Source organism: Kribbella sp. CCNWLW201, from assembly GCF_037203805.1.
In the GTDB taxonomy this organism is placed as follows: Bacteria; Actinomycetota; Actinomycetes; order Propionibacteriales; family Kribbellaceae; genus Kribbella.
In genome coordinates this window covers 200,607-219,602 of sequence record NZ_JBBCBQ010000004.1, presented here as the reverse complement: position 1 = coordinate 219,602, position 18,996 = coordinate 200,607, and the positions used below count along the sequence as shown (strand labels likewise).

Annotated in this window: 21 protein-coding genes; 6 read left to right on the top strand and 15 right to left on the bottom strand. The window is 68.5% G+C overall.

What is annotated here, in order from left to right:
• Window positions 1–184: 184 nt before the first annotated feature.
• The 9 genes from V9K99_RS19650 to V9K99_RS19610 all read right to left on the bottom strand — a co-directional run bounded on the left by V9K99_RS19650 (window position 185) and on the right by V9K99_RS19610 (window position 7,832).
• Entirely contained in the window at window positions 185–982 is a 798-nt protein-coding gene (locus V9K99_RS19650) for an ABC transporter permease (protein ID WP_337001128.1), read from the bottom strand.
• Window positions 979–1,917: an ABC transporter permease gene (locus V9K99_RS19645; protein ID WP_337001126.1), complete on the bottom strand. Its 939-nt coding sequence runs from the start codon at window positions 1,915–1,917 to the stop codon at window positions 979–981. The genes V9K99_RS19650 and V9K99_RS19645 overlap by 4 nt, the downstream gene beginning before the upstream one ends.
• A complete protein-coding gene (locus tag V9K99_RS19640; protein WP_337001124.1) occupies window positions 1,918–3,450 on the bottom strand; it encodes an ABC transporter substrate-binding protein in 1,533 nt (510 codons plus the stop codon). It abuts the gene before it with no gap.
• Window positions 3,451–3,651: 201 nt separating this feature from the next.
• Entirely contained in the window at window positions 3,652–4,137 is a 486-nt protein-coding gene (locus tag V9K99_RS19635) for a MarR family winged helix-turn-helix transcriptional regulator (RefSeq protein WP_337001122.1), read from the bottom strand.
• A 46-nt stretch (window positions 4,138–4,183) separates the two neighbouring features.
• On the bottom strand, window positions 4,184–5,185 hold the full coding sequence (locus V9K99_RS19630; RefSeq protein ID WP_337001120.1) for a copper resistance D family protein: 1,002 nt from the start codon (window positions 5,183–5,185) through the stop codon (window positions 4,184–4,186).
• Window positions 5,182–5,679, bottom strand: a complete 498-nt coding sequence (locus V9K99_RS19625; RefSeq protein ID WP_337001118.1) for a copper resistance CopC family protein — start codon at window positions 5,677–5,679, stop codon at window positions 5,182–5,184. The genes V9K99_RS19630 and V9K99_RS19625 overlap by 4 nt, the downstream gene beginning before the upstream one ends.
• 17 nt (window positions 5,680–5,696) lie before the next feature.
• Window positions 5,697–6,389 carry a YcnI family copper-binding membrane protein gene (locus V9K99_RS19620; protein ID WP_337001116.1) on the bottom strand — a complete coding sequence of 231 codons (693 nt, stop codon included), beginning with the start codon at window positions 6,387–6,389 and terminating at the stop codon, window positions 5,697–5,699.
• Between the two features lie 56 nt (window positions 6,390–6,445).
• A complete protein-coding gene (locus tag V9K99_RS19615; protein ID WP_337001114.1) occupies window positions 6,446–6,979 on the bottom strand; it encodes a hypothetical protein in 534 nt (177 codons plus the stop codon).
• Between the two features lie 10 nt (window positions 6,980–6,989).
• Window positions 6,990–7,832 (bottom strand): alpha/beta fold hydrolase, encoded by an 843-nt coding sequence (locus V9K99_RS19610; protein ID WP_337001112.1) that lies wholly within the window; start codon window positions 7,830–7,832, stop codon window positions 6,990–6,992.
• A 67-nt stretch (window positions 7,833–7,899) separates the two neighbouring features.
• Here V9K99_RS19610 and V9K99_RS19605 point away from each other — a divergent pair, with 67 nt between their 5' ends.
• The 5 genes from V9K99_RS19605 to V9K99_RS19585 all read left to right on the top strand — a co-directional run bounded on the left by V9K99_RS19605 (window position 7,900) and on the right by V9K99_RS19585 (window position 13,029).
• Window positions 7,900–8,439, top strand: a complete 540-nt coding sequence (locus V9K99_RS19605; protein WP_337001110.1) for a SigE family RNA polymerase sigma factor — start codon at window positions 7,900–7,902, stop codon at window positions 8,437–8,439.
• Window positions 8,429–9,133 (top strand): hypothetical protein, encoded by a 705-nt coding sequence (locus V9K99_RS19600; RefSeq protein WP_337001108.1) that lies wholly within the window; start codon window positions 8,429–8,431, stop codon window positions 9,131–9,133. The genes V9K99_RS19605 and V9K99_RS19600 overlap by 11 nt, the downstream gene beginning before the upstream one ends.
• Before the next feature lie 27 nt (window positions 9,134–9,160).
• Window positions 9,161–10,003 (top strand): ROK family protein, encoded by an 843-nt coding sequence (locus tag V9K99_RS19595; protein ID WP_337001106.1) that lies wholly within the window; start codon window positions 9,161–9,163, stop codon window positions 10,001–10,003.
• A gap of 31 nt (window positions 10,004–10,034) precedes the next feature.
• Window positions 10,035–10,709: a pentapeptide repeat-containing protein gene (locus V9K99_RS19590; RefSeq protein ID WP_337001104.1), complete on the top strand. Its 675-nt coding sequence runs from the start codon at window positions 10,035–10,037 to the stop codon at window positions 10,707–10,709.
• Between the two features lie 103 nt (window positions 10,710–10,812).
• Complete coding sequence (locus V9K99_RS19585) at window positions 10,813–13,029, top strand: NADP-dependent isocitrate dehydrogenase (RefSeq protein WP_337001102.1); 2,217 nt, start codon at window positions 10,813–10,815, stop codon at window positions 13,027–13,029.
• 60 nt (window positions 13,030–13,089) lie between these two features.
• Here the strand turns inward: V9K99_RS19585 and V9K99_RS19580 are convergent, their stop codons facing one another.
• The 3 genes from V9K99_RS19580 to V9K99_RS19570 all read right to left on the bottom strand — a co-directional run bounded on the left by V9K99_RS19580 (window position 13,090) and on the right by V9K99_RS19570 (window position 16,779).
• A complete protein-coding gene (locus tag V9K99_RS19580; RefSeq protein ID WP_337001100.1) occupies window positions 13,090–14,076 on the bottom strand; it encodes a helix-turn-helix transcriptional regulator in 987 nt (328 codons plus the stop codon).
• A gap of 68 nt (window positions 14,077–14,144) precedes the next feature.
• Window positions 14,145–14,951: a hypothetical protein gene (locus tag V9K99_RS19575; protein WP_337001098.1), complete on the bottom strand. Its 807-nt coding sequence runs from the start codon at window positions 14,949–14,951 to the stop codon at window positions 14,145–14,147.
• A 391-nt stretch (window positions 14,952–15,342) separates the two neighbouring features.
• The gene (locus tag V9K99_RS19570; protein ID WP_337001096.1) at window positions 15,343–16,779 is read right to left on the bottom strand and encodes a GuaB1 family IMP dehydrogenase-related protein; all 1,437 of its coding nucleotides are present in this window, start codon (window positions 16,777–16,779) and stop codon (window positions 15,343–15,345) included.
• A gap of 73 nt (window positions 16,780–16,852) precedes the next feature.
• Between V9K99_RS19570 and V9K99_RS19565 the strand changes: the two genes are divergently transcribed.
• Window positions 16,853–17,806 (top strand): phosphotransferase, encoded by a 954-nt coding sequence (locus V9K99_RS19565; RefSeq protein WP_337001094.1) that lies wholly within the window; start codon window positions 16,853–16,855, stop codon window positions 17,804–17,806.
• A gap of 13 nt (window positions 17,807–17,819) precedes the next feature.
• On the opposite strand, the gene V9K99_RS19560 is transcribed toward V9K99_RS19565, so the two are convergent.
• The 3 genes from V9K99_RS19560 to V9K99_RS19550 are packed head-to-tail and all read right to left on the bottom strand — an operon-like array spanning window position 17,820 to window position 18,995.
• The gene (locus V9K99_RS19560) at window positions 17,820–18,299 is read right to left on the bottom strand and encodes a nucleotidyl transferase AbiEii/AbiGii toxin family protein (RefSeq protein WP_337001092.1); all 480 of its coding nucleotides are present in this window, start codon (window positions 18,297–18,299) and stop codon (window positions 17,820–17,822) included.
• Window positions 18,265–18,480 (bottom strand): hypothetical protein, encoded by a 216-nt coding sequence (locus V9K99_RS19555; RefSeq protein ID WP_337001090.1) that lies wholly within the window; start codon window positions 18,478–18,480, stop codon window positions 18,265–18,267. Before V9K99_RS19555 ends, V9K99_RS19560 begins: the two co-directional genes overlap by 35 nt.
• The gene (locus V9K99_RS19550; RefSeq protein WP_337001088.1) at window positions 18,477–18,995 is read right to left on the bottom strand and encodes a helix-turn-helix domain-containing protein; all 519 of its coding nucleotides are present in this window, start codon (window positions 18,993–18,995) and stop codon (window positions 18,477–18,479) included. The genes V9K99_RS19555 and V9K99_RS19550 overlap by 4 nt, the downstream gene beginning before the upstream one ends.
• Window position 18,996 lies beyond the last annotated feature (1 nt).

Here is an 18,996-nt window from a genome sequence, read left to right as displayed (position 1 = left end):
ACCTCAACCCTGGAGGCAGTTCGCTCTCCGCGCTCCCCCTTTGTGCAGATCGACAGGACGTATACGCCTACTGCCGACCAAGCCCCGCCTGAGCCAACGCAGTATCCGGCTCGAACGCCGGACACCTCCTGTCGAACTGCAGCAATCACACCGGACTGTGGGTGCTGGGAATGGGGGTACGGGGTCATCCGGTCACCTCGGCGGGCCGGCGGGAGTGGTGGACGAGGCGGTCGGCCAACAGGTTGAAGCCCAGGGTGAAGGAGACGAGCAGGAATGCTGGGGCGAGGACAGCCCAGGGTTGCAGGAGGAGGCCCTCGCGGTTGCGGGAGATGCTGACTGCCCAGTCGGGGGCGGTCGGGCTCAGGCCGAGGCCGAGGAAGTTGACCGAGGCAACGAGGAAGACCGCCAGGGTGATGCGGGTGCCGATGTCGGCGGCAACAGGGCCCAGTACGGCGCGACCGACGTACCCGAGGTGGATGCCGACCCAGCTCTCCCGTTGCATCCGGAGCGCCTCGACGACCGGTCCGCTCGCAGCGTCGAGCGCGGCTGCCCGCACGAGTCGCGCGACCGTCGGAACGTTGACCGTGGCAACGGCCAGCGTGATCGCGAACGCCGACGCCCGCCAGCCGACTGCGACCACACTGATCACCAGCAAGGACGGCAAGGGCAGCAGCACATCGAGTGGCCGGATCAACGCCTCATCGAGCCAGCGGTGCCGGGTCGACGCCGCCGTCAACCCGATGAGACCGCCGACGAGATAGGCGATCAGCACCGCGCCGAACGCCATCCCGAGCGCCGTCCGACCGCCCATCAGCAACAGCTGCAGCACATCCCGCCCGAGGCCGTCCGTGCCGAGAACGCCTTGAGAGTCGTACGGCAGCCCCGGCTTCGGATTCAGACCTAGCAGTGGTCCGAAGATGGCAACGATGAGCGGTACGACGACCAGAGTCGCCGACACCATGATGGGTATCCGGGCTCTCATCGGAGCAACTCCGTGCGGGGGACCAAGCGGTTGCAGACCAGGTCGGCGCCGAGGTTGATCACCAGCGCCGCGACCGCGAGCACCAGCGTCAGCCCCTGCACCACCGGCACGTCCCGCGTCTCCACTCCTTCCACGAGCGCCGTCGCGAACCCAGGAATCGCGAAGATCGCCTCCACCACCAGAACCCCACCCAGCAAGGTGTCTCCGGTCCGCGCCAACTCTTGCACCCCCGGCACCGCCGCGTTCGGCAACACGTGCCGCAGCAGCAACCGCCGCCGCGGAACCCCGAGCCGCCGAGCCTGTACGACGTACTCCGCATGCAGCGCCGTGATCGTGCCGGCCCGGACCTGACGGGACAGCAGACAGACCGTCCGCCCGAACAGCACCGCGACCGGCAGCACCAGCAAGACCGGGCTGGCGAGCAGATCGCCACCGATCCACGTCGCCGGCAACCACCCAAGCTTCAGCGAGAACACCGCCACGAGCAGCACCGCGATCACGAAGTCCGGGATCGCCGAGAGGGCCAGCGTGATCGAGGTGATGGCCCGATCGATCCGCCCGTTCTCGCGCGTCCCCATCACGATGCCCAGGGCAACGGCCAGCGGGACCACGACCGCCAGTGTCGCCAGCGTGAGCACCAGCGTTGTCCCGACCGAGTTCTTGACGATGTCGATCACCGGTCCGCCGCTGATCAGCGACGTACCGAGGTCACCCGTCAGCACGTTGCCGAACCAGTGCGTGAACCGCTCGACCGCCGGCTGATCCAGCCCGAGCTGCGCACGCAACTGATCGACCTGCGACGGCGTCAGCGTCTCGGTGAACCGCATCTCGGCCGCGTCACCGGGAAGCAGCGCGGTCAGGACGAAGACGAGGACGGACAGTACGGCGAGCTGGACGACGGCGAGTGCGGCGCGTTGCGCGGCGTACGACCGCATTCAGGCCAGCCACACCTTGTCGAACCGGCCCGAGTCCAGGGTGTTCGGCGGGACCGCCTGCACGCCCTGCACCTTGGCCGACACCGCGACCAGGTAGTCCGGGAGCCCCCAGGCGAGGATGCCACCCTCGTCCCGGAGCGTCTGCTGCAGCTCGCCGTACTTCGCCGCGCGAGCCGTCTCGTCGGTCAGCACCTGGGCAGCCGCGAACCCCGCGTCGAAGGCCGGCCGGCGCCAGTGCGTGACGTTGAACGGCGACTTGGACAGCAGCCGGTCGGTGACGTACTGCGGGATCGGCATCGCGCCGGACCGATGGTTGCCGATGACACCTTTCGTGAGCAGGTCCTTCGCGTAGGTCAGCGGGCTGCCGGTGGTGACCTTCAGCTTCACCCCCGCCTCGCCGACCTGCTCGGCGAACAGCGTCGCCGCCTCGACGAACCCGGCCGACGCGTCGGCCGTGTAGATCTCGATCTCCTTGTTCACCAGGCCGGCCTTCTTCAGCAGCGCCTTCGCCTCCTCGACGTTGCGCTCCCGCTGCGGCAGGTCGGCCGGGTAGTACTGGAACCCCTTGCCGAACAAGTCGTTGCCGACGGCACCACGACCGGCGAGCACCACGTCGACCAGCCGCTGCCGGTCGGCGAGCAGCTTGAACGCCATCCGTACGTCGGGGTTGTCGAACGGAGGCTGGTCGCACTTCATCACGAACGCCTGCATCGTGCTGGCTTTCGCCGCGACGATCCGGACCGTCTTGCCGGCTTCCGCCGTACGGGCGAAGGTCGCGGTCATGTCGTTCGCATACTCGGCCTGTCCACCCTGTACGGCGTTCGCACGGGCCTCCGCATCGGCCGAGAGGATGTGCAGCTCGTCGATCCGGGCAGGCTCGTCCCAGTAGTCGTCGTACCGGCTGGCGACCATCGATCGGCCGGCCTCGAACGAGACGTACCGGAACGCGCCGGTGCCGATCGGCTTGGTCGGGTCGGTGAAACCGTCGCGGACGATCTGGGTACCGATCCCGGCCAGCAGGGCGGGGAACTCGGCGTTCGGCGCGGACAGGACCAGCTCGACGGTCCGTGGGTCGATCGCCTTGCTGCGGCGCAGATCCAGGGTGGCCAGGGACGACTGCGCGACGCGGTCCGGGACCTTCGGGTCGGCGATCCGGGCGAAGCTGTAGAGGACGTCCTCGCTGGTCAGCTTGTTGCCGTCGTGGAAGGTCGCGTCCCGGAGCGTGAACCGCCAGGTCGTCGCCTGCGCGTCGCTCTCCCACTTCTCCGCCAGCCGGGCCACCGGCTTCAGGTCAGGGCCGAGCTCGACCAGCTTCTCGTACATCGCCTTGTGCCGCGCGATGTCGACGAACAGGCTCTGGACATGCGGGTCGAGCACCTCCTTGGCACCGCCACCGGCGTACACCGCCCGCAGCCGCCCGCCCTGCTTGGGCTGGGCTGCCGCCTGCCCGTCGGATCCGCACCCGGTCAGCGCCGCCAGCCCGAGTCCGCCGGCCAGCCCCAGGAATCCTCGCCTGTTCAGAGCATCGGACATGCGCGTTTCCTTCACGGTAGAGGTCCCGGCGACGTCGTCACCGGTGAGAGATCCTGCCGTTAATGAAAATCGTTGTCAAATTCAGCGCGCATCCGAACGAGACGAGATCATTCTTTCCGCCTCACCCACCGCCTGCGCTCCGTGACGGCGTGTCACCACCCCAAACCTCCGAGCACCCGGAGTCACCACCCAGCGGGACGGCTACTGTTCGCAGTCGGCCGAGGCGCAGGGGTCGGCGGGGATGTTGGCCACGATGCGGTCGAGCATGGCGGCGAGCTGGTCCTGTTCCGCGTGGCTCAGGTGGTCGAAGAAGTAGGTCCGGACCGCGTCGACGTGGTCCGGAGCGGCTGCTTCGACGGCCTTGCGGCCCAGGTCGGTGAGCCGGACCATCGAGCCGCGGGCGTCCGAGACGCACTCCTCGCGACAGACCAGTCCACGCTTCTCCATCCGGCTGACCTGGTGTGACAACCGGCTCCGCTCCCAGCCGACCGAGCGGCCGAGGTCGCGGGTTCGCAGGACGCCTTCCTCGGCGACGGACAACGGGTGCAGCAACGCATAGTCGGCCCCGGACAGACCGGAGTTGCCGATCAGCCGGCTCTCCAGCGCGCGCATCAACTCGCGATAAGCGTCACGGTACGACTGCCACAGACGCGCCTCGCGCGCGTCCAGCCACCGTGGTTCCGTCATTCGACCATCATACGGACTTCTGTTGACATATCACCGAGTACGACGCTCAAGGCGTGCGCGACAGGGCAACGGCAAGCCCCACGGTCCCGGCCATGATCAGCAGCTCGACGACCGCCAGCCGCCGGAAGGCAGCCGGGTCCCCAGCCGCAAGATCCGGGAGCGTCGTACGGCGATGCCACCAGCCGACCGTGACGAGGATCGCGAACGCGACCGTCTTCGCAAACACCAAAGCGCCATACCCGCTCGTCAGCCATTGCGCGATCAGGCCCCAGCCGTCCTCCCGGCCACCGAGGTGAATCTCCCCCGTCAGCAGCCCGGTCACACCCATCGCGATCGCGCAGACCAGCGCCAGCCGGCTGAACCGCTCGACCGCGTGCCGCTCCCGGGCATAACGCAGTACGCCGCCCAAGCCGCCGATCCACGCGGTCGCCGCGAAGACGTGCACCACCAGCGAGCTCGTCGCGAGGACCGACCAGAACCCGGTGCGGTCGATCGCGCCGTGGCCGGTCAGCAGCGGCCCGGTGAGCGCCGCCGCGGTGAGGATCAGCGCGAGCCGGGCTCCGGGGATCGTGCGGCAGCCGCTGAGGATCACCGCGAGGATGGCCGTGAGTACGACGGCGATCGCAAGAGCTCTGACCTGGTCGAGTTCGCCCGCCGCGGCAGCGTGGTCGGCGAGGTGAGACAGCGGGATGCCGAGGATCACGGCCGCGGACGTGATCAGGCCGCCGATGCTCGCGACCGCCCAGACACCGGCCGCGATCGCCGCGTCCTGACAGGCCCGCAACGCCTGCGGACCGAGTTTCCCATCAGTCGCTGGCAGCAACAGTACGACGGCTAGCAGGGCACCGCCCGTCGCGATCGCGGCTGCATCGGCGATGAAGCGCAGTACCGGAACCGACCAAGACAAAGGCATTCCGGCACCGATCAACCCTGCGGGCGGCCGCTGCGGAGCACCACCTGCAGCGACCAGGGCAACGACCATCACCACGATGCCGGCAGCAACCATCCCACCGGCGAGAGCCCACTTTGCTCCGTGGACCCGGCTCATTGGGAGGCGGGACGGCGGCGAACGATCACGACGGCCAGGGCAACGACGACCAGCATCACGAGGAACATGGCGACGATGGTGACCGTCTTCGAATTGCCGCTGGCGGTAGGTGTGGTGCCGACCGGCTGGGTCGCCGGGTGGCCGACGTGGGTCACGGTGAACGACCCGGTGACGGTGATCGGGTGACCGTCGGCGGACACCACGCGGGCGTCGACCTGGTACCGGCCGGCCTCGATCATCGCGCCGACCGGCTGGGTCACCTTGTTGTCGAGCACCTGCACGTCACCGGTGGCCACGTTCTTGCCGCTGGGTGACTTCACCTGGACCTGGGTACCGTTACTGCCGACCGGTTCGCTGAAGGTCAGCACCACCTGGGTCGGCGGCGCGGCCATGGACGACCCGTCAGCCGGTGTCATCGACTCGAGTTTGGCGTGCGCCGCCGCCACCCCGGTGGAAACCACCAGGGTGAGCAGCGACGCCACCAGAACAGCCATCAACCGGCGCACGGTGACTACTGTGCCTTCCCGGACTCGACCGGCGCAGCCTTTCGCGGCCGCAGACCGAAGGCGATACCGAGCAGGCCGACCAGCAGGCCACCGGCGCCCAGCCACCGCGCCACCGGATCGGACGAGCTCTCAGCGGTGGTCGCGGCGACCGGGGTGATCGGGGCGGCCAGTTTCAGCGTGGGCGCCGGGTGCTCCGGCTTGTCGGCGCCGTCCTTGGCGACCTCGGCCCACTTGACCACCTCGCCGTCGCTGTACGTCTGGTCGGCGGGGAAGCTCAGCGAGTCCACAGCCTCGGGCAGCCGGCCGACCGACAGGGCGAACTCGTCGAAGTCGTTCGGCGGGATACCTGCCCCGATGGCGGTCCAGGTGACCGTGGTGACCGCCTCGGACAGGTTGACGTCGCCGACCTTGACCGGCGCGGGCAGCTTCTCGGTCTTCTTCTCCACCTTCCAGCCGTCCTTCACCTGCGCGCCGACATGGGCGAACGGACGGTCCTTGGGCAGGGAGACGACGAGCTTGGTGGTGCTGGTGTTGTCGGACTCGGTCGGAACCCGGAAGACCAGCTTGGCGTACCCGCCGGGCTTGGCGTCCGGCGACGACACCGTGACATGGGCCGACGCCGAGGTGGCGGCACCGGCCAGAACGAGCGCGGACGCCGCGGCGATCGCGGCGGCACGCAGGACGAACCTCTTGGACATGAAGGACCTTTCGCGGTCACACGAGTTTCACCGGACCGCGATGCGACGCGGCCCGGTCAGGACGGAACTGGGATCACTCGGGCGAGCGGCGGTCCACGCCGGGAGACGTTCGCCGTCAGCCGCCGCTGAAGGAGTCGAGGCGGTGACGGTACGGCGAGCAGTACGGCGGCAGAGCGTCGTACCGGGATCAGGACCGGAAGGACCGGCAGGAGACGGGCGAAGATCCGCAGGACGCGGTAGATCCAGCGATGCGCCTGGCTGATCGCCAGGACTCCGGCGAGCAGCGCCGCCAGGTGGGCCGCGGTCATGAACAGGCTGCCGTTGAGCCCGCGGTGCATGCCTTCGTGCCCGGTGTGCGCAGCGTCCAACGTGACATGGACGAAGAGCTGCACCCCGGCGAGGACCAGCGCGGACAGCAGGCGCTCGCCGGCGAGGTATTCACCGAGCAGCCAGCAAACGCCGGTCAGAGCCAGCAGTGGGGTGACCACCCCGAGCGGCACCGGACCGCCACCCGCGAGGACATGGCCGACCACCGCGATCACGACGCTCAGCGCCGCGACCCCGGATGTCGCTCTGCTCTCCGCGGGCATACCTATCCCCTCAAGTACCAGACACTCTACGAACGAAGCCCAGCACAGAGTTCCGGAACTCCTCTGGGTCCTCGAGGTGGTTGAAGTGCCCGCTCTTCGCGAGGACGACCAGCTCGGCATCCGGAATGCCGGCGGCCAACTCCTCCGCCGAGTTCAACGGGGTGATGAAGTCGGCCGCTCCGACCAGCACCAGCGTCGGTACGGCGATCTCGCCGAGCCGGTCGCGGATGTCCCAGTGCTCCTCCTGCCGATTCGGGTCGATGGTGATGGCGAGTGTCTGCAGCCAGTCGGCGAGCCCGTCCTCGATCGCCGCGTAGTCGTGGAAGTACATCGGCAGCAGCCGCCGGAACGCGTCCATATGGGCCTCAGGCTCGGGTGGATCGTCGTGCCACGCCTGGACGATCTGCTCCGACAGTGGATCTCCCGGTGGGCGGCCGGCGACCCACGCCTCGATGTTGCGGTACGCCTGATCGAACAACTCGGGTCCGTAGAAGGCGGCGCCGCCGTAGACGATGATCCCGGCCAGCTGGTCGGGAAAGTCCAGGGCGGTCTGCAGGGCCACGAACGCTCCGTGCGAGTGGCCGAGCAGGAAGACCTTCGACTCGCCCAGGTGCCGGGTGAGGTGGTGGGCGAAGGACGCGTACCGCTCGATCGAGTAGTTGCCGTCGGCGAGCAGGCCGGAAGCCCCGCTGCCGGGTGGCTCGGCGTACACCAGGGTGAGGTGCTCCTCGAGCATCGGCAGCCGGAGGTAGCGCCAGTCGAATCCAGGGCCGCCGGGGTAGACCAGGCAGACCGGACCGCTGCCGTGAACGTGGTAGGTGAACCGCACGCCGTCGACCATGAGCTCAGGCACGAAAAAAGTTTGCCACCCGTGCAACCGATTCGGCTGTCTGTCACGTTGACTCGGGGGAGGTGGAGGGGTGAAGAGCGAGGTCGAGGCGGATTACGTCGACTTCGTGACCCACCATGCCAACGCACTGTGCCGGACCGCTTACCTACTGTGTGGAGACTGGAAGCGGGCCGAGGACGCGACCCAGGAGGCACTGATCCGGCTGTATCGAGTCTGGGGCCGGATCCAGCGGAAGGGCAGTGTCGGTGCGTACGCCCGCAAGGTGGTGGTCTCGACCACACTCGACGGCCTGCGTCGCAAATCCAGCCAGGAGGTCGTCGGCGGTGACGGCTACTTCGCCGGCGAGGCCGACCCCGCCAACCCGCTCGGTCTGCTGGAGAACCGCATCGTCATCACCCAGGCCCTGGCCGAACTCCCGACCCGTCAGCGTGCGTGCGTCGTACTGCGATATTTCGACGAACTCTCCGTCGACGAGACGGCCGCCGTACTGGGTTGTCGGCCCGGAACAGTGAAGAGCCAGACCCTGCGGGCCCTCGACAAGCTCCGCACCCATCCCGCCCTCGCAGACCTCAGCGACCTCGCCGGACTGGGAGGCCGACATGACGCATGACCTCAAGAACCTGATGGACCGCGCGACCGAGCGCCCGGACACCTTCATGCCGAATCCGAACGAGCTGGTCGCCGCCGGACGCCGCCGGGTACGGAACCGCAGGCTGACCGGCTCGATCGGCGCGCTCGTCGTGCTCCTCGCCGGAGTCACCGGCGTACTCAACCTTCAAGACCTGCATGAGGTCAAGCCGGCGAACCAGCCAACCACCCCGAGCCCAGCATTGCCGGACCGGCCACAGGATGCGTACAAGCTCTGTACGGCGTCGAACGGCCGGGTGCTCGGGTCCGAGGCTTGGGCCTGGCCCGAGGTGCTGGGAAGCACCGACGAGTACGGGTCGGCCTCCATCCGGCGACAGCCCGGCCAGAAGAACGCGCATCTCGCCATGTACGCGTTCTGCATCACCCAGCCGACCGTCGCAATGAGCGTCCCCACCGGCGCCCGCGGCGGCATGCTCCTGCGCAAGAGCCCGATCGACTCCAGCCGGAGCATGACAACCGTCTTCGGCCGGGCCTACGGTGAGGCGCTGAAGGTCGTCGTCGAGACCGGCGACGGCAAGGCCGCTGAGGGAGTGGCCAGGTCCGACTTCTTCGTCTACCGGCACGTCGAGGCGCGGCCCTGGCCGGGAGTAATGCCGACCGCGGTCATCCGGATCTACGATGCGCGGGGCAATCTCGATGCCGTGGGCAAGTGGTGACTCCCCCGGTCAGGGATGATGGGCCGCATGGATGTAGCCGTGCTGGAGGTTGGGGGTAGCCATGTGACGGCGGCCGTGGTGTCGCCGGGCACGTGGGCCGTGGACGTGGTGGAGCGGGCGGATCTTGAGTCGCAAGAGGCGGCCGAGCTCGTCCTCGGGCAGCTCGCGACCGCGGCCCGGAAGTTGCCGTTGGCAAACGGTCTGGCGGTGGCGTTGCCCGGCCCGTTCGACGTCGAGACCGGGATCGCCTGGTACCGCGGGCAGGGCAAGTTCGACAACCTGTACGGCTACAACGTCGGCGAACGCCTGCGCGATCTGCTGAGCCTCGACCAGATCCTGTTCATGAACGACGCCGAGGCGTTCGCGGTCGGTGAATGGACAGCCGGCCAGGTCCGCGGCGTCGACCGCTGCGTCGGCGTCACCATCGGCACCGGCATCGGTACGGCGTTCCTCGCCGACGGATGGGTGGTCCGCGAGGGCGAGACCGTCCCGCCCGGCGGTGAGCTCTACAAGACGTCGTACGACGGCAAGCCGCTGGAGGACTGGATTTCCGCGCGGGCGATCCTGCGCGCGTACTTCGACCGGACCGGCACGGAGGAGCCGGAGATCGGGGTGAAGGAGATCGCCGAGCGGGCCCGCGGTGGCGCGGCCGACGCGCGAGACGTGCTGCTCGGGGCGTTCGGCGTACTGGCGTCTGCTTTGGCGCCGTGGCTGGAGCGATTCGGGGTGACGAAGGTGGTGCTGGGCGGCTCGATCTCCGGTGCTTTCGACCTCGTCCGTGAGGTGTTCGACGTCGAGGTCGCGGCCACCGAGGACACCGAGCAGTCAGCCCTGATCGGTGCCGCCGCGCATTACCTCCGGTCACGCTGAACTGTCGGCAGCCCTCGTTACCGTCGGCCTCATGAAGATCGCCTCGCCACGGTTGCGTGCCCAGCTCGAGTCCGCGTCACCCACACCGGACGACATCGACGACGAGGCGCGGTTGCTCGATCTCGTGATCGAGGACGTCGATCTGACCGATGTGGACGCCGAGCATGTCGAGGTCAGCGGCTCCCGGCTGACCCGGTGCAAGCTCGGCGGCTCGGACCTGGACAAGCTGATCCTGGTCGATTCCGAGTTGGCCCAGTGCGACCTGGCGAACGCCCGCTGGTCCGACGCCGCCGTGACCCGGCTCGCGATCACCTCGTCGAGATTGACCGGCTTCGCCGCGCCGGGGGCGAGCCTCCAGCACGTCACTGTCCGCGACAGCGTGCTGGACTTCGCATCGTTCCGGTTCGCGAAGTTCGTCAAGGTGGAGTTCAGCGACTGCCGGCTGCAAAGCGCGGACTTCGTCTCCGCGGACCTGAGCGGCACGGTGTTCCGGCGCTGCGACCTGACGTCGGCCGAGTTCTCCCAGGTCAAGGCGGCCGGCGCCACCTTCATCGACTGCACCTGGGAGGGCACCCGCGGCATCGCCAGCCTGGCCGGATCCACCATCGCGAACGCCTCGCCGATCGACATGCTCGCCGTCACCACCGCCCTCGCGTCCGCCCTCCAGATCAAGCTGGCCCACCCGGACGACCTCGACGGAGCGTGAACATGGACACGTACCGGCCAGGCGGGCCGGGAGGCCTATTAGGGTGGGGATCGCCGCCGGGGGCGGCATCGACGGACATTGGCTGACCGAAGCGGAGCACCTGGTGACTGACTCGACCATCATCTACACCCACACCGACGAGGCTCCGGCACTGGCGACGTACTCGTTCCTGCCGGTGATCCAGGCGTACGCCGGTCAGGCCGGGGTCGGGGTGGAGACCCGGGACATCTCGCTGGCCGGGCGGATCCTCGCGCTCTTCGGTGAGTACCTCGAGGAAGACCAGCGGATCGCGGACGCGCTGGGCGAGCTCGGCGAGCTGGCCAAGACGCCGGCGGCGAACATCATCAAGCTGCCGAACATCTCGGCCTCGATCCCGCAGCTGAAGGCCGCGATCGCCGAGCTGCAGAGCCAGGGCTACGCGCTGCCGGAGTACCCGGACGAGCCGAAGACCGACGAGGAGCGCGACATCCGCGCCCGCTACGACAAGGTCAAGGGCTCCGCGGTGAACCCGGTGCTGCGCGAGGGCAACTCGGACCGCCGCGCACCCGCCTCGGTGAAGAACTACGCGAAGGCGCACCCGCACCGGATGGGCGCCTGGACCGCGGATTCGAAGACCAACGTCGCCACCATGGGCCAGAACGACTTCCGCTCCACCGAGAAGTCGACCGTGATCGCAGCCGACGGCTCGCTGCGGATCGAGCTGGTGGCCGAGGACGGCAGCACCACCGTGCTGTGCGAGTCGGTCCCGGTGACGGCCGGTGAGGTCGTCGACGCCTCGGTGATGCACGTGGCCGCGCTGCGCGAGTTCCTCGCCGCGCAGGTCGCCCGGGCCAAGGCCGACGACGTCCTGTTCTCGCTGCACCTGAAGGCCACCATGATGAAGGTCTCCGACCCGATCGTGTTCGGCCACGCGGTCCGCACGTTCTTCCCGAAGACCTTCGAGCAGTACGGCGCGACGCTCGCCAAGGCCGGCCTGTCCCCGAACGACGGGCTGAACGCGATCCTGTCCGGGCTCGCCGCGCTCCCCGAGGGTGCCGAGATCAAGGCCTCGTTCGACGCCGAACTGGCCGACGGCCCGGCGCTGGCAATGGTCGACTCGGACAAGGGCATCACCAACCTGCACGTCCCGTCCGACGTGATCGTGGACGCGTCGATGCCGGCCATGATCCGGACCTCCGGCCACATGTGGGGCCCGGACGGCCAGGAGCACGACACCCTCGCGGTGCTGCCGGACAGCAGCTACGCCGGGATCTACCAGGTCGTCCTCGACGACTGCCGCGCGAACGGCGCCTTCGACCCGGCCACGATGGGCTCGGTCCCGAACGTCGGCCTGATGGCGCAGAAGGCCGAGGAGTACGGCTCGCACGACAAGACCTTCGAGGTCGCCACGGCCGGAACCGTCCGGCTGGTCGACGCCGACGGCAACGTCGTACTCGAGCAGGCGGTCGAGGCCGGTGACATCTTCCGCGCCTGCCAGACCAAGGACGACCCGATCCGCGACTGGGTGAAGCTGGCCGTCACCCGGGCCCGCGCGACCGGCGACCCGGCGGTGTTCTGGCTGGACGAGACCCGGGCGCATGACGCTCAGATCATCGCGAAGGTCAACGAGTACCTGCCGGAGCACGACACCGAGGGCCTGGATCTGCGCATCCTGGCGCCGGTGGACGCGATCAAGCTGTCGCTGGAGCGGATCCGCCGCGGCGAGAACACCATCTCGGTGACTGGCAACGTGCTCCGCGACTACCTGACCGACCTGTTCCCGATCCTCGAGCTCGGGACCAGCGCGAAGATGCTCTCGGTCGTCCCGCTGATGGCCGGCGGCGGCTTGTTCGAGACCGGCGCCGGCGGCTCGGCGCCCAAGCACGTGCAGCAGCTGGTCAAGGAGAACTACCTGCGCTGGGACAGCCTGGGTGAGTTCTTCGCCCTGGCCGCGAGCTTCGAGCACCTGGCCCAGGCGACCGGCAACGCCCGCGCCCAGGTCCTCGCCGACACCCTCGACCGGGCCACCGCGACGTTCCTCGAGCAGGACAAGTCGCCGACCCGCCGGGTCGGCGGGATCGACAACCGCGGCAGCCACTTCTACCTGTCCCTGTACTGGGCCCAGGAGCTGGCCAAGCAGACTGACGACGCCGAGCTGGCCAAGGAGTTCGCCTCGCTCGCGGAGACCCTGGCCGCGAACGAGCAGACCATCGTCGACGAGCTCCTCGCCGTCCAGGGCAGCCCGGTCGACCTCGGCGGCTACTACCAGCCCGACCCAGCCAAGGCCGCCGCCGTCATGCGTCCGTCCAAGACCTGGAACGACGCCCTCGCCTCCCTCTGACCTCTGTCAACCAGCGCCCGGTGACCGTTGCGGTCACCGGGCGCTGTCGTCGTTTGAGGTTCAGCGGGCCAGGTATTTGCGGACGTCGTCGGCGACCTGGGCGCGGTTGGCCATGCCGTACTTGCGGAGGATGGCGCTCAGGTGGGTCTTGACGGTGTTCAGGCTGATGCCGAGCTCCGCGGCCAGCTGGTCGTTGTCGAGACCGTCGACCAGGCGGACCGCGACCCCCTGTTGAGCCTTCGTCAGGCTCAGGAACCGGCGCTCCGGAGCCTCGTCGGTCTCCATCAGCATCTCGATCAGCTCGGACTGGATGTGCTCGGTGGCGTCGATGATCCGGGTCAGATGACGCTGCACCGCCGCGGTCACCTCGGCTTCGCCCATCGCCTCGACCGCGATCTCCCGGATCGATCTGACCCGGTGGGCCAGGTACTCCATCACGTGATCCGAGGTCAGCAGGTTCGGCCCGATATCGCCGGCCGGGAGCCGTCGGAGCGCCTCCCGGTCCTCGCCTTCCCGGGTCAGCACCCGCTCGACCACACCACAGAGCCACTCGAACGCCCGGATGGCATTGTCGTCGTAGGCGTTGGGCGCATAGCTCTGCATCGACAGCATCCCGAACAGCTGGTCCGGCCCGTCCTTCGTCGGCCGGAAGATCGGTACGGTCACCGCGTCCTCCGACCGCCGCCCGACATCCCCGATCGATACGCCGGCGTGCAGAGCGGACCCGCGGTCGTAGGCATAGCGATACGTCTGCCGGTGCTTCAGCAGCCACGCGGTCTGGCCGTTCGGGCCGAAGATGTGCGTGTCCGGGTCGACGTACCGGCCGTCGTCGTACCCATAGGGATAGCGGACCCGGCTGGTGCCCTGCAGGAAGCCGACGAAGAAGGCGTCGACGCGGGCGACCTTGCCGGCCACGACGCGCACGTAGTCGTACAGACCGTAGTGATCGGCCCGGAACAACGCCTCGATCTTGTGGTACGCCTCGCGCAGGATGATCGCGGTCTCGGCATCAACCCGCAGCGGAGCGGACGCCTTGTCTGCTTCCACGACAGCGGCTCCCCTGCTGCTGTATCGATCACTCGACTATGCCGCCGTACTCCGACAGTTGCCAAGGGCTAGCGTGTCAGTCTGGTCCAGGACGGTTCGTCGATCCAGATCGAGGCCGGGTCAAGGTACGGGCGAAGCAGCGCGCTGACCTCGGCGTCGTCGGAGCCTTTCAGCTGGTCCGAGGCGATCTTGCGCGCCACTCCGGCGAGGAAGTCGGCAACCTGAACCCGCTGGTCCGTAAAGGAGTCCACCTGTTCGAGCCCGGCGAAGCCCGGGGCCGACCGGAGTGTGACCACCCGCTCGGCCGACAACGTGGTCTGCCGGTCGTGCGCGATCGCCACCGGCTGCCCGCCCGCACCCCAGTGCTCGACGGCCCGCCCGATCGCCGGGAGCAACGGATCCAGCGGCGAGACCACCAGCCGCTCGTCACGGAACGTGGTCCGGAGGAAGTCGTTGGCCGCGACCAGGAACGCTTCGGCTTCTTCCGTACGACGGGCAGCGTCGTACAGGAACCGCGTCAGCGAGGGCCGCGCGCCGAGGAAGGTGACCAGCCTGGAGACGAGGAAGTAGGTCTTGTCGACCAGGAACACCTGCGCGTTGCCGAGCAGCGGCCCGTCGGATCCCAGCAACCACAGCAGCACCGCTCGATGCTTCGACCTGAGCAGGTGGTTGGCCTTGTACATCGTCGCCGGCGACCGGATCCGCAGCCGTAACTCAGTGATGCAAGCGGCCGCGGTCTCCTCGTCGATCCGCACACTCGCATGGGCGAACACGTCAGTCACCCCGCCGACCAGTTTCTCGCCCTCGTACCCGGACTCGTCGCACACGATCTCGAGCGCCGCGGTCGCGGGCTGCGTCCTCGCTGCGTCGGTCACGCCCCGACTCTCTCACCCAGGGCAAGCGCCGCGCACACGATTACTGTCCGCAGACAGCAGTCGCGGGTGGTGGGTCCGAGTTCCCGAGTCGCCCTCCCAAGCCTCGGTGAAACTCCACACCACCACCCGCAACTACGGTTGTGGACGCCTAAATGCGAGCCCCCGCGTCACGCGATCTCACGCCCCCTGCGAGATCGGCAACCCCCCGACAGTGTCCCGGCGTCCTCCCCTCCACCCCGTTGCCTACACGGTGACACTTTGTCGCCGGGCCTGCCTATCGCCCTGCGCATGAGATCGTTGTCCCCTCAATCTCACCCCGGGAATGAGACTCTCTGTAGTCGTTTACGCAACCGTCTTCGCGCGGAAATCGCCGTACGACGGAACGCACCTGTCACCAACTGGTATCAAGCGGCTTGCCTTCGGTGTAGCCGGCCGCGGTCTGGATCCCGACCACGGCCCGCTCGTGGAACTCGGCCAGGGTCGCGGCACCGACGTACGTGCAGGAACTGCGGATGCCGGAGACGATCGAGTCGAGCACGTCCTCGACGCTCGGGCGCTCCGGGTCGAGGTACATCCGGGCGGTCGAGATTCCCTCGCCGAAGAAGCTCTTCCGGGCCCGCTGGAAGGGCGTGTCGTCCACTGTCCGTGACCGGACCGCGCGAGCCGACGCCATCCCGAAGCTCTCCTTGTAGATCCGGCCGTCGTTGTCGCGATGCGGATCACCGGGCGACTCGTACGTCCCGGCGAACCACGACCCGATCATCACGCTCGACGCCCCGGCGGCGAGCGCCAGCGCGACGTCCCGCGGATGCCGGACGCCGCCGTCCGCCCAGACGTGCTTGCCGAGCTGCCGGGCCCGCTCGGCGCATTCCAGTACGGCGGAGAACTGCGGCCGGCCCACGGCCGTCTGCATCCGCGTCGTACACATGGCCCCCGGTCCGACGCCGACCTTCACGATGTCCGCGCCGGCCGCGACCAGGTCGCTGACCCCCTCGGCGGTGACCACGTTCCCGGCGACGATCGGCACCTCCGGCCCGAGGCCGCGGACCTGCTTGAGCACCTCGATCATCCGCTCCTGGTGCCCGTGCGCGGTGTCGATCACGAGTACGTCGATGCCGACGTCGAGCAACGCCTTCGCCTTCTGTTCGGCGTCGCGGTTGATTCCGATCGCGGCGGCGACCCGGAGCTTCCCGTTCGCGTCGACGGCCGGCTCGTACAGGGTCGCCCGGAGGGCCCGCTGGCGGGTCAGGATGCCGACGATCGTGCCGTCGGCGTCCACCACCGGCGCCAGCCGATGCCGGCCGTCGTGCAGCAGGTCGAACGCACGCTCGGCGTCGATCCCGGCCGGCACGGTCAGCAGCTCGCGGGACATGATCCCGCCCAGCTGGGTGAACCGGTCGACGCCGGCACAGTCGGCCTCGGTCACCACACCGACCGGCCGCCCCTCGTCGACCACGATCACCGCGTTGTGACCGCGCTTCGGCAGCAGATTGAGCGCCTCGCCCACGGTCCCGGTCGGCGGCAGCACCAGCGCGGTGTCGTGCACGGTGTCCCGTTCCTTGATCCAGGCAACCACCTCGGCGACCACGTCGACCGGGATGTCCTGCGGGATCACCGCCAGCCCGCCACACCGTGCGATCGTCTCGGCCATCCGCCGCCCGGACACGGCGGTCATATTGGCCGCGACGATCGGGATCGACGTACCGCTGCCGTCACTCGTGGACAGGTCCACGTCGAGCCGGGACGCGACCTTGGACCGGTTCGGCACCAGGAACACGTCACTGAAAGTCAGATCCCCCGCGGGCTCCCGATCATGATGAAACCTCATGGCATGGCCCCTTCCAGCGGCTGGAATCACAATGGTGCCACGCAGTACCGGAGAAACCTCGGGGAGTCTGCCGATGAGCACGATCCTGGACCGAGCCGTCGAGCGCGCCGTACTCGAAGACCACGACGGCCGCTCCGGCGCGCGACTCGAGCGAGTGCGTCTCGACGACGGGACCCGGCTGGTGGTCAAGTACGCCGATCCGGCGGCCGATCTGACGGTCGCGCTCACCGGCGGGGTCGATCGTGAGCGTTTGCTGTGGTCATCCGGCGTACTCGATCGGCTCCCGCCCGGTGTCGGTCACGCGATCTTGGACGTGTTCGAGCAGGACGGGTCGACCGTCACCGTGATGCGTGACCTCGGTGACGCCGTACCGGGCTGGAAACGGACGCTGACTGTTGGCGAATGCGACCGCATCCTCGATGCCCTCACGGACCTGCACGCGACGTTCGCCGGGCAGGTCCCGACCGGGTTGTGCTCGCTGGAGACTCGGCTGACCTTGTTGTCACCTCGGGTTGCGGGGTCCCAGCCCGGCGAGTTACCCGGACTCATCGTGCGCGGCTGGGAACGCTTCGCCTCGCTGGTCGAACCCAGCGTCGCCGATGCCGTCTTCGCACTGCACGACGACCCCACCCCGCTGACCGCCGCGCTGCGTCGCGCTCAGTCCACACTGCTGCACGCCGACCTGTGGCTGGTGAATCTCGCCCTCCTGCCGGACGAGGTCGTCCTCCTCGACTGGGCCCTGGCAACCGAAGGCCCACCCGCCCTCGACCTCGCCATCTTCCTCTCCGGATCAGCCGCCCACGTCACCCCCAGCCGCGAGGACCTGATCGCCGGTTTCCGCGCCCGCAACCCACTGATCGATGCCACCGACATCGACCTCGCCCTACTAGCCGCCCTGACCGACCTCGGCTGGAACAAAGCCCTAGACGCAACCGACCACCCAGACCCAGCCATCCGCCACCGCGAACACACAGACCTAACCTGGTGGATCGACCACGCCCGCCCAGGTCTCAACCACCTGGCATGACACTGCCTATCAGCTACAGATCGGGAGTCCGCAGCTCGGTTGCCCACACGGCGAAGAACTCGCGCAACGGACCGACTTGCTCAGCATCCACAGGCAGTTCATCGTCGGCAAACCGGGCCACTGCTCCGGTCATGTCGGCGAAGACAGCCAGGCTGAATCCGGCGTCCACCTCGGCCGCCCATGCCAGCAAGCAGCGCTTGTCGTACCGCTGCGCCAAGACATAGACATCAGCAAAATCCCGCGCTTCTGCTCGATCGAAGAGCGCGATCACCTTGCGTCCGGCAAGCTCTTCGAGGCCGAACGTCGGACCCGCGACACTCGCGGTCGACGGCCGGCTCGGTGCCGAGTCCAGCGCAAGATCGACCAGCAGATCTTCAGGACCCGAGACGACGATCCGGCAGAATGTGCTGCTGTCCCGAACGCGATGCACGGCCCAGCCTCGCCCTTGTGCCGCAGCTTCAAAGGCATCCCGGGCCTGCCGGAACGTCTCCACGACCAGGCCCGGTGAAGAAGTCGAGATCCCGGGTCGGCCGGGTGGTGAGGTGCTGGGCGGCCAGTGCACCGCCGCCGGCGAGCAGGAACCCAGCGCTGGCCGGCAGACTGAAGAACATCTGCGCGACTTCGATCTGGTACGGCGTCAAGCCGCCCGGGGCACTGGTCGGATCGGCGGTCATGCAGCCGCTGCGATCGCGTGCTCGACAACCCCCGCCCAGGCCGCACGGATCTCGCGCGGGAGCACCAGTTCCTGCCACAGATCGATCAGGAGGGCGCCGTCGACGTACGCGAGGATGTCATCGGGCCCGCCTTCGCGCAGGACGATCTCATACACCCGCTCTCGCTGTGCGCGGTCCCGGAGGTCGAACTGCCTCCCCGGGTCGGACCAGTTCAGATGCAGCGGCAACGTGACTGTCGCCAGTGCCGCCTGGACGGGGAGTCTGGGCAATGACGTGGGTACGACGACCACGCGACCCCGGGCCGTCGCCTGCTCGACGAAGGTCACCCGCGGGCGAATGTCCAGCTCGAAGCCGGCTTCGCCAAGCAGGCGCGCTGCTGTCTCCAACGTCGGCGACTTCCGGCCGTGCTCGTACGCCGACAAGGTCGGACGCGACGTACCTGCCCGACGGGCAAGCTCGTCTTGGCTCAGCCCCGACGCCCGCCGGGCCCTCAGCAACAAGTCCTCGGTACTCATC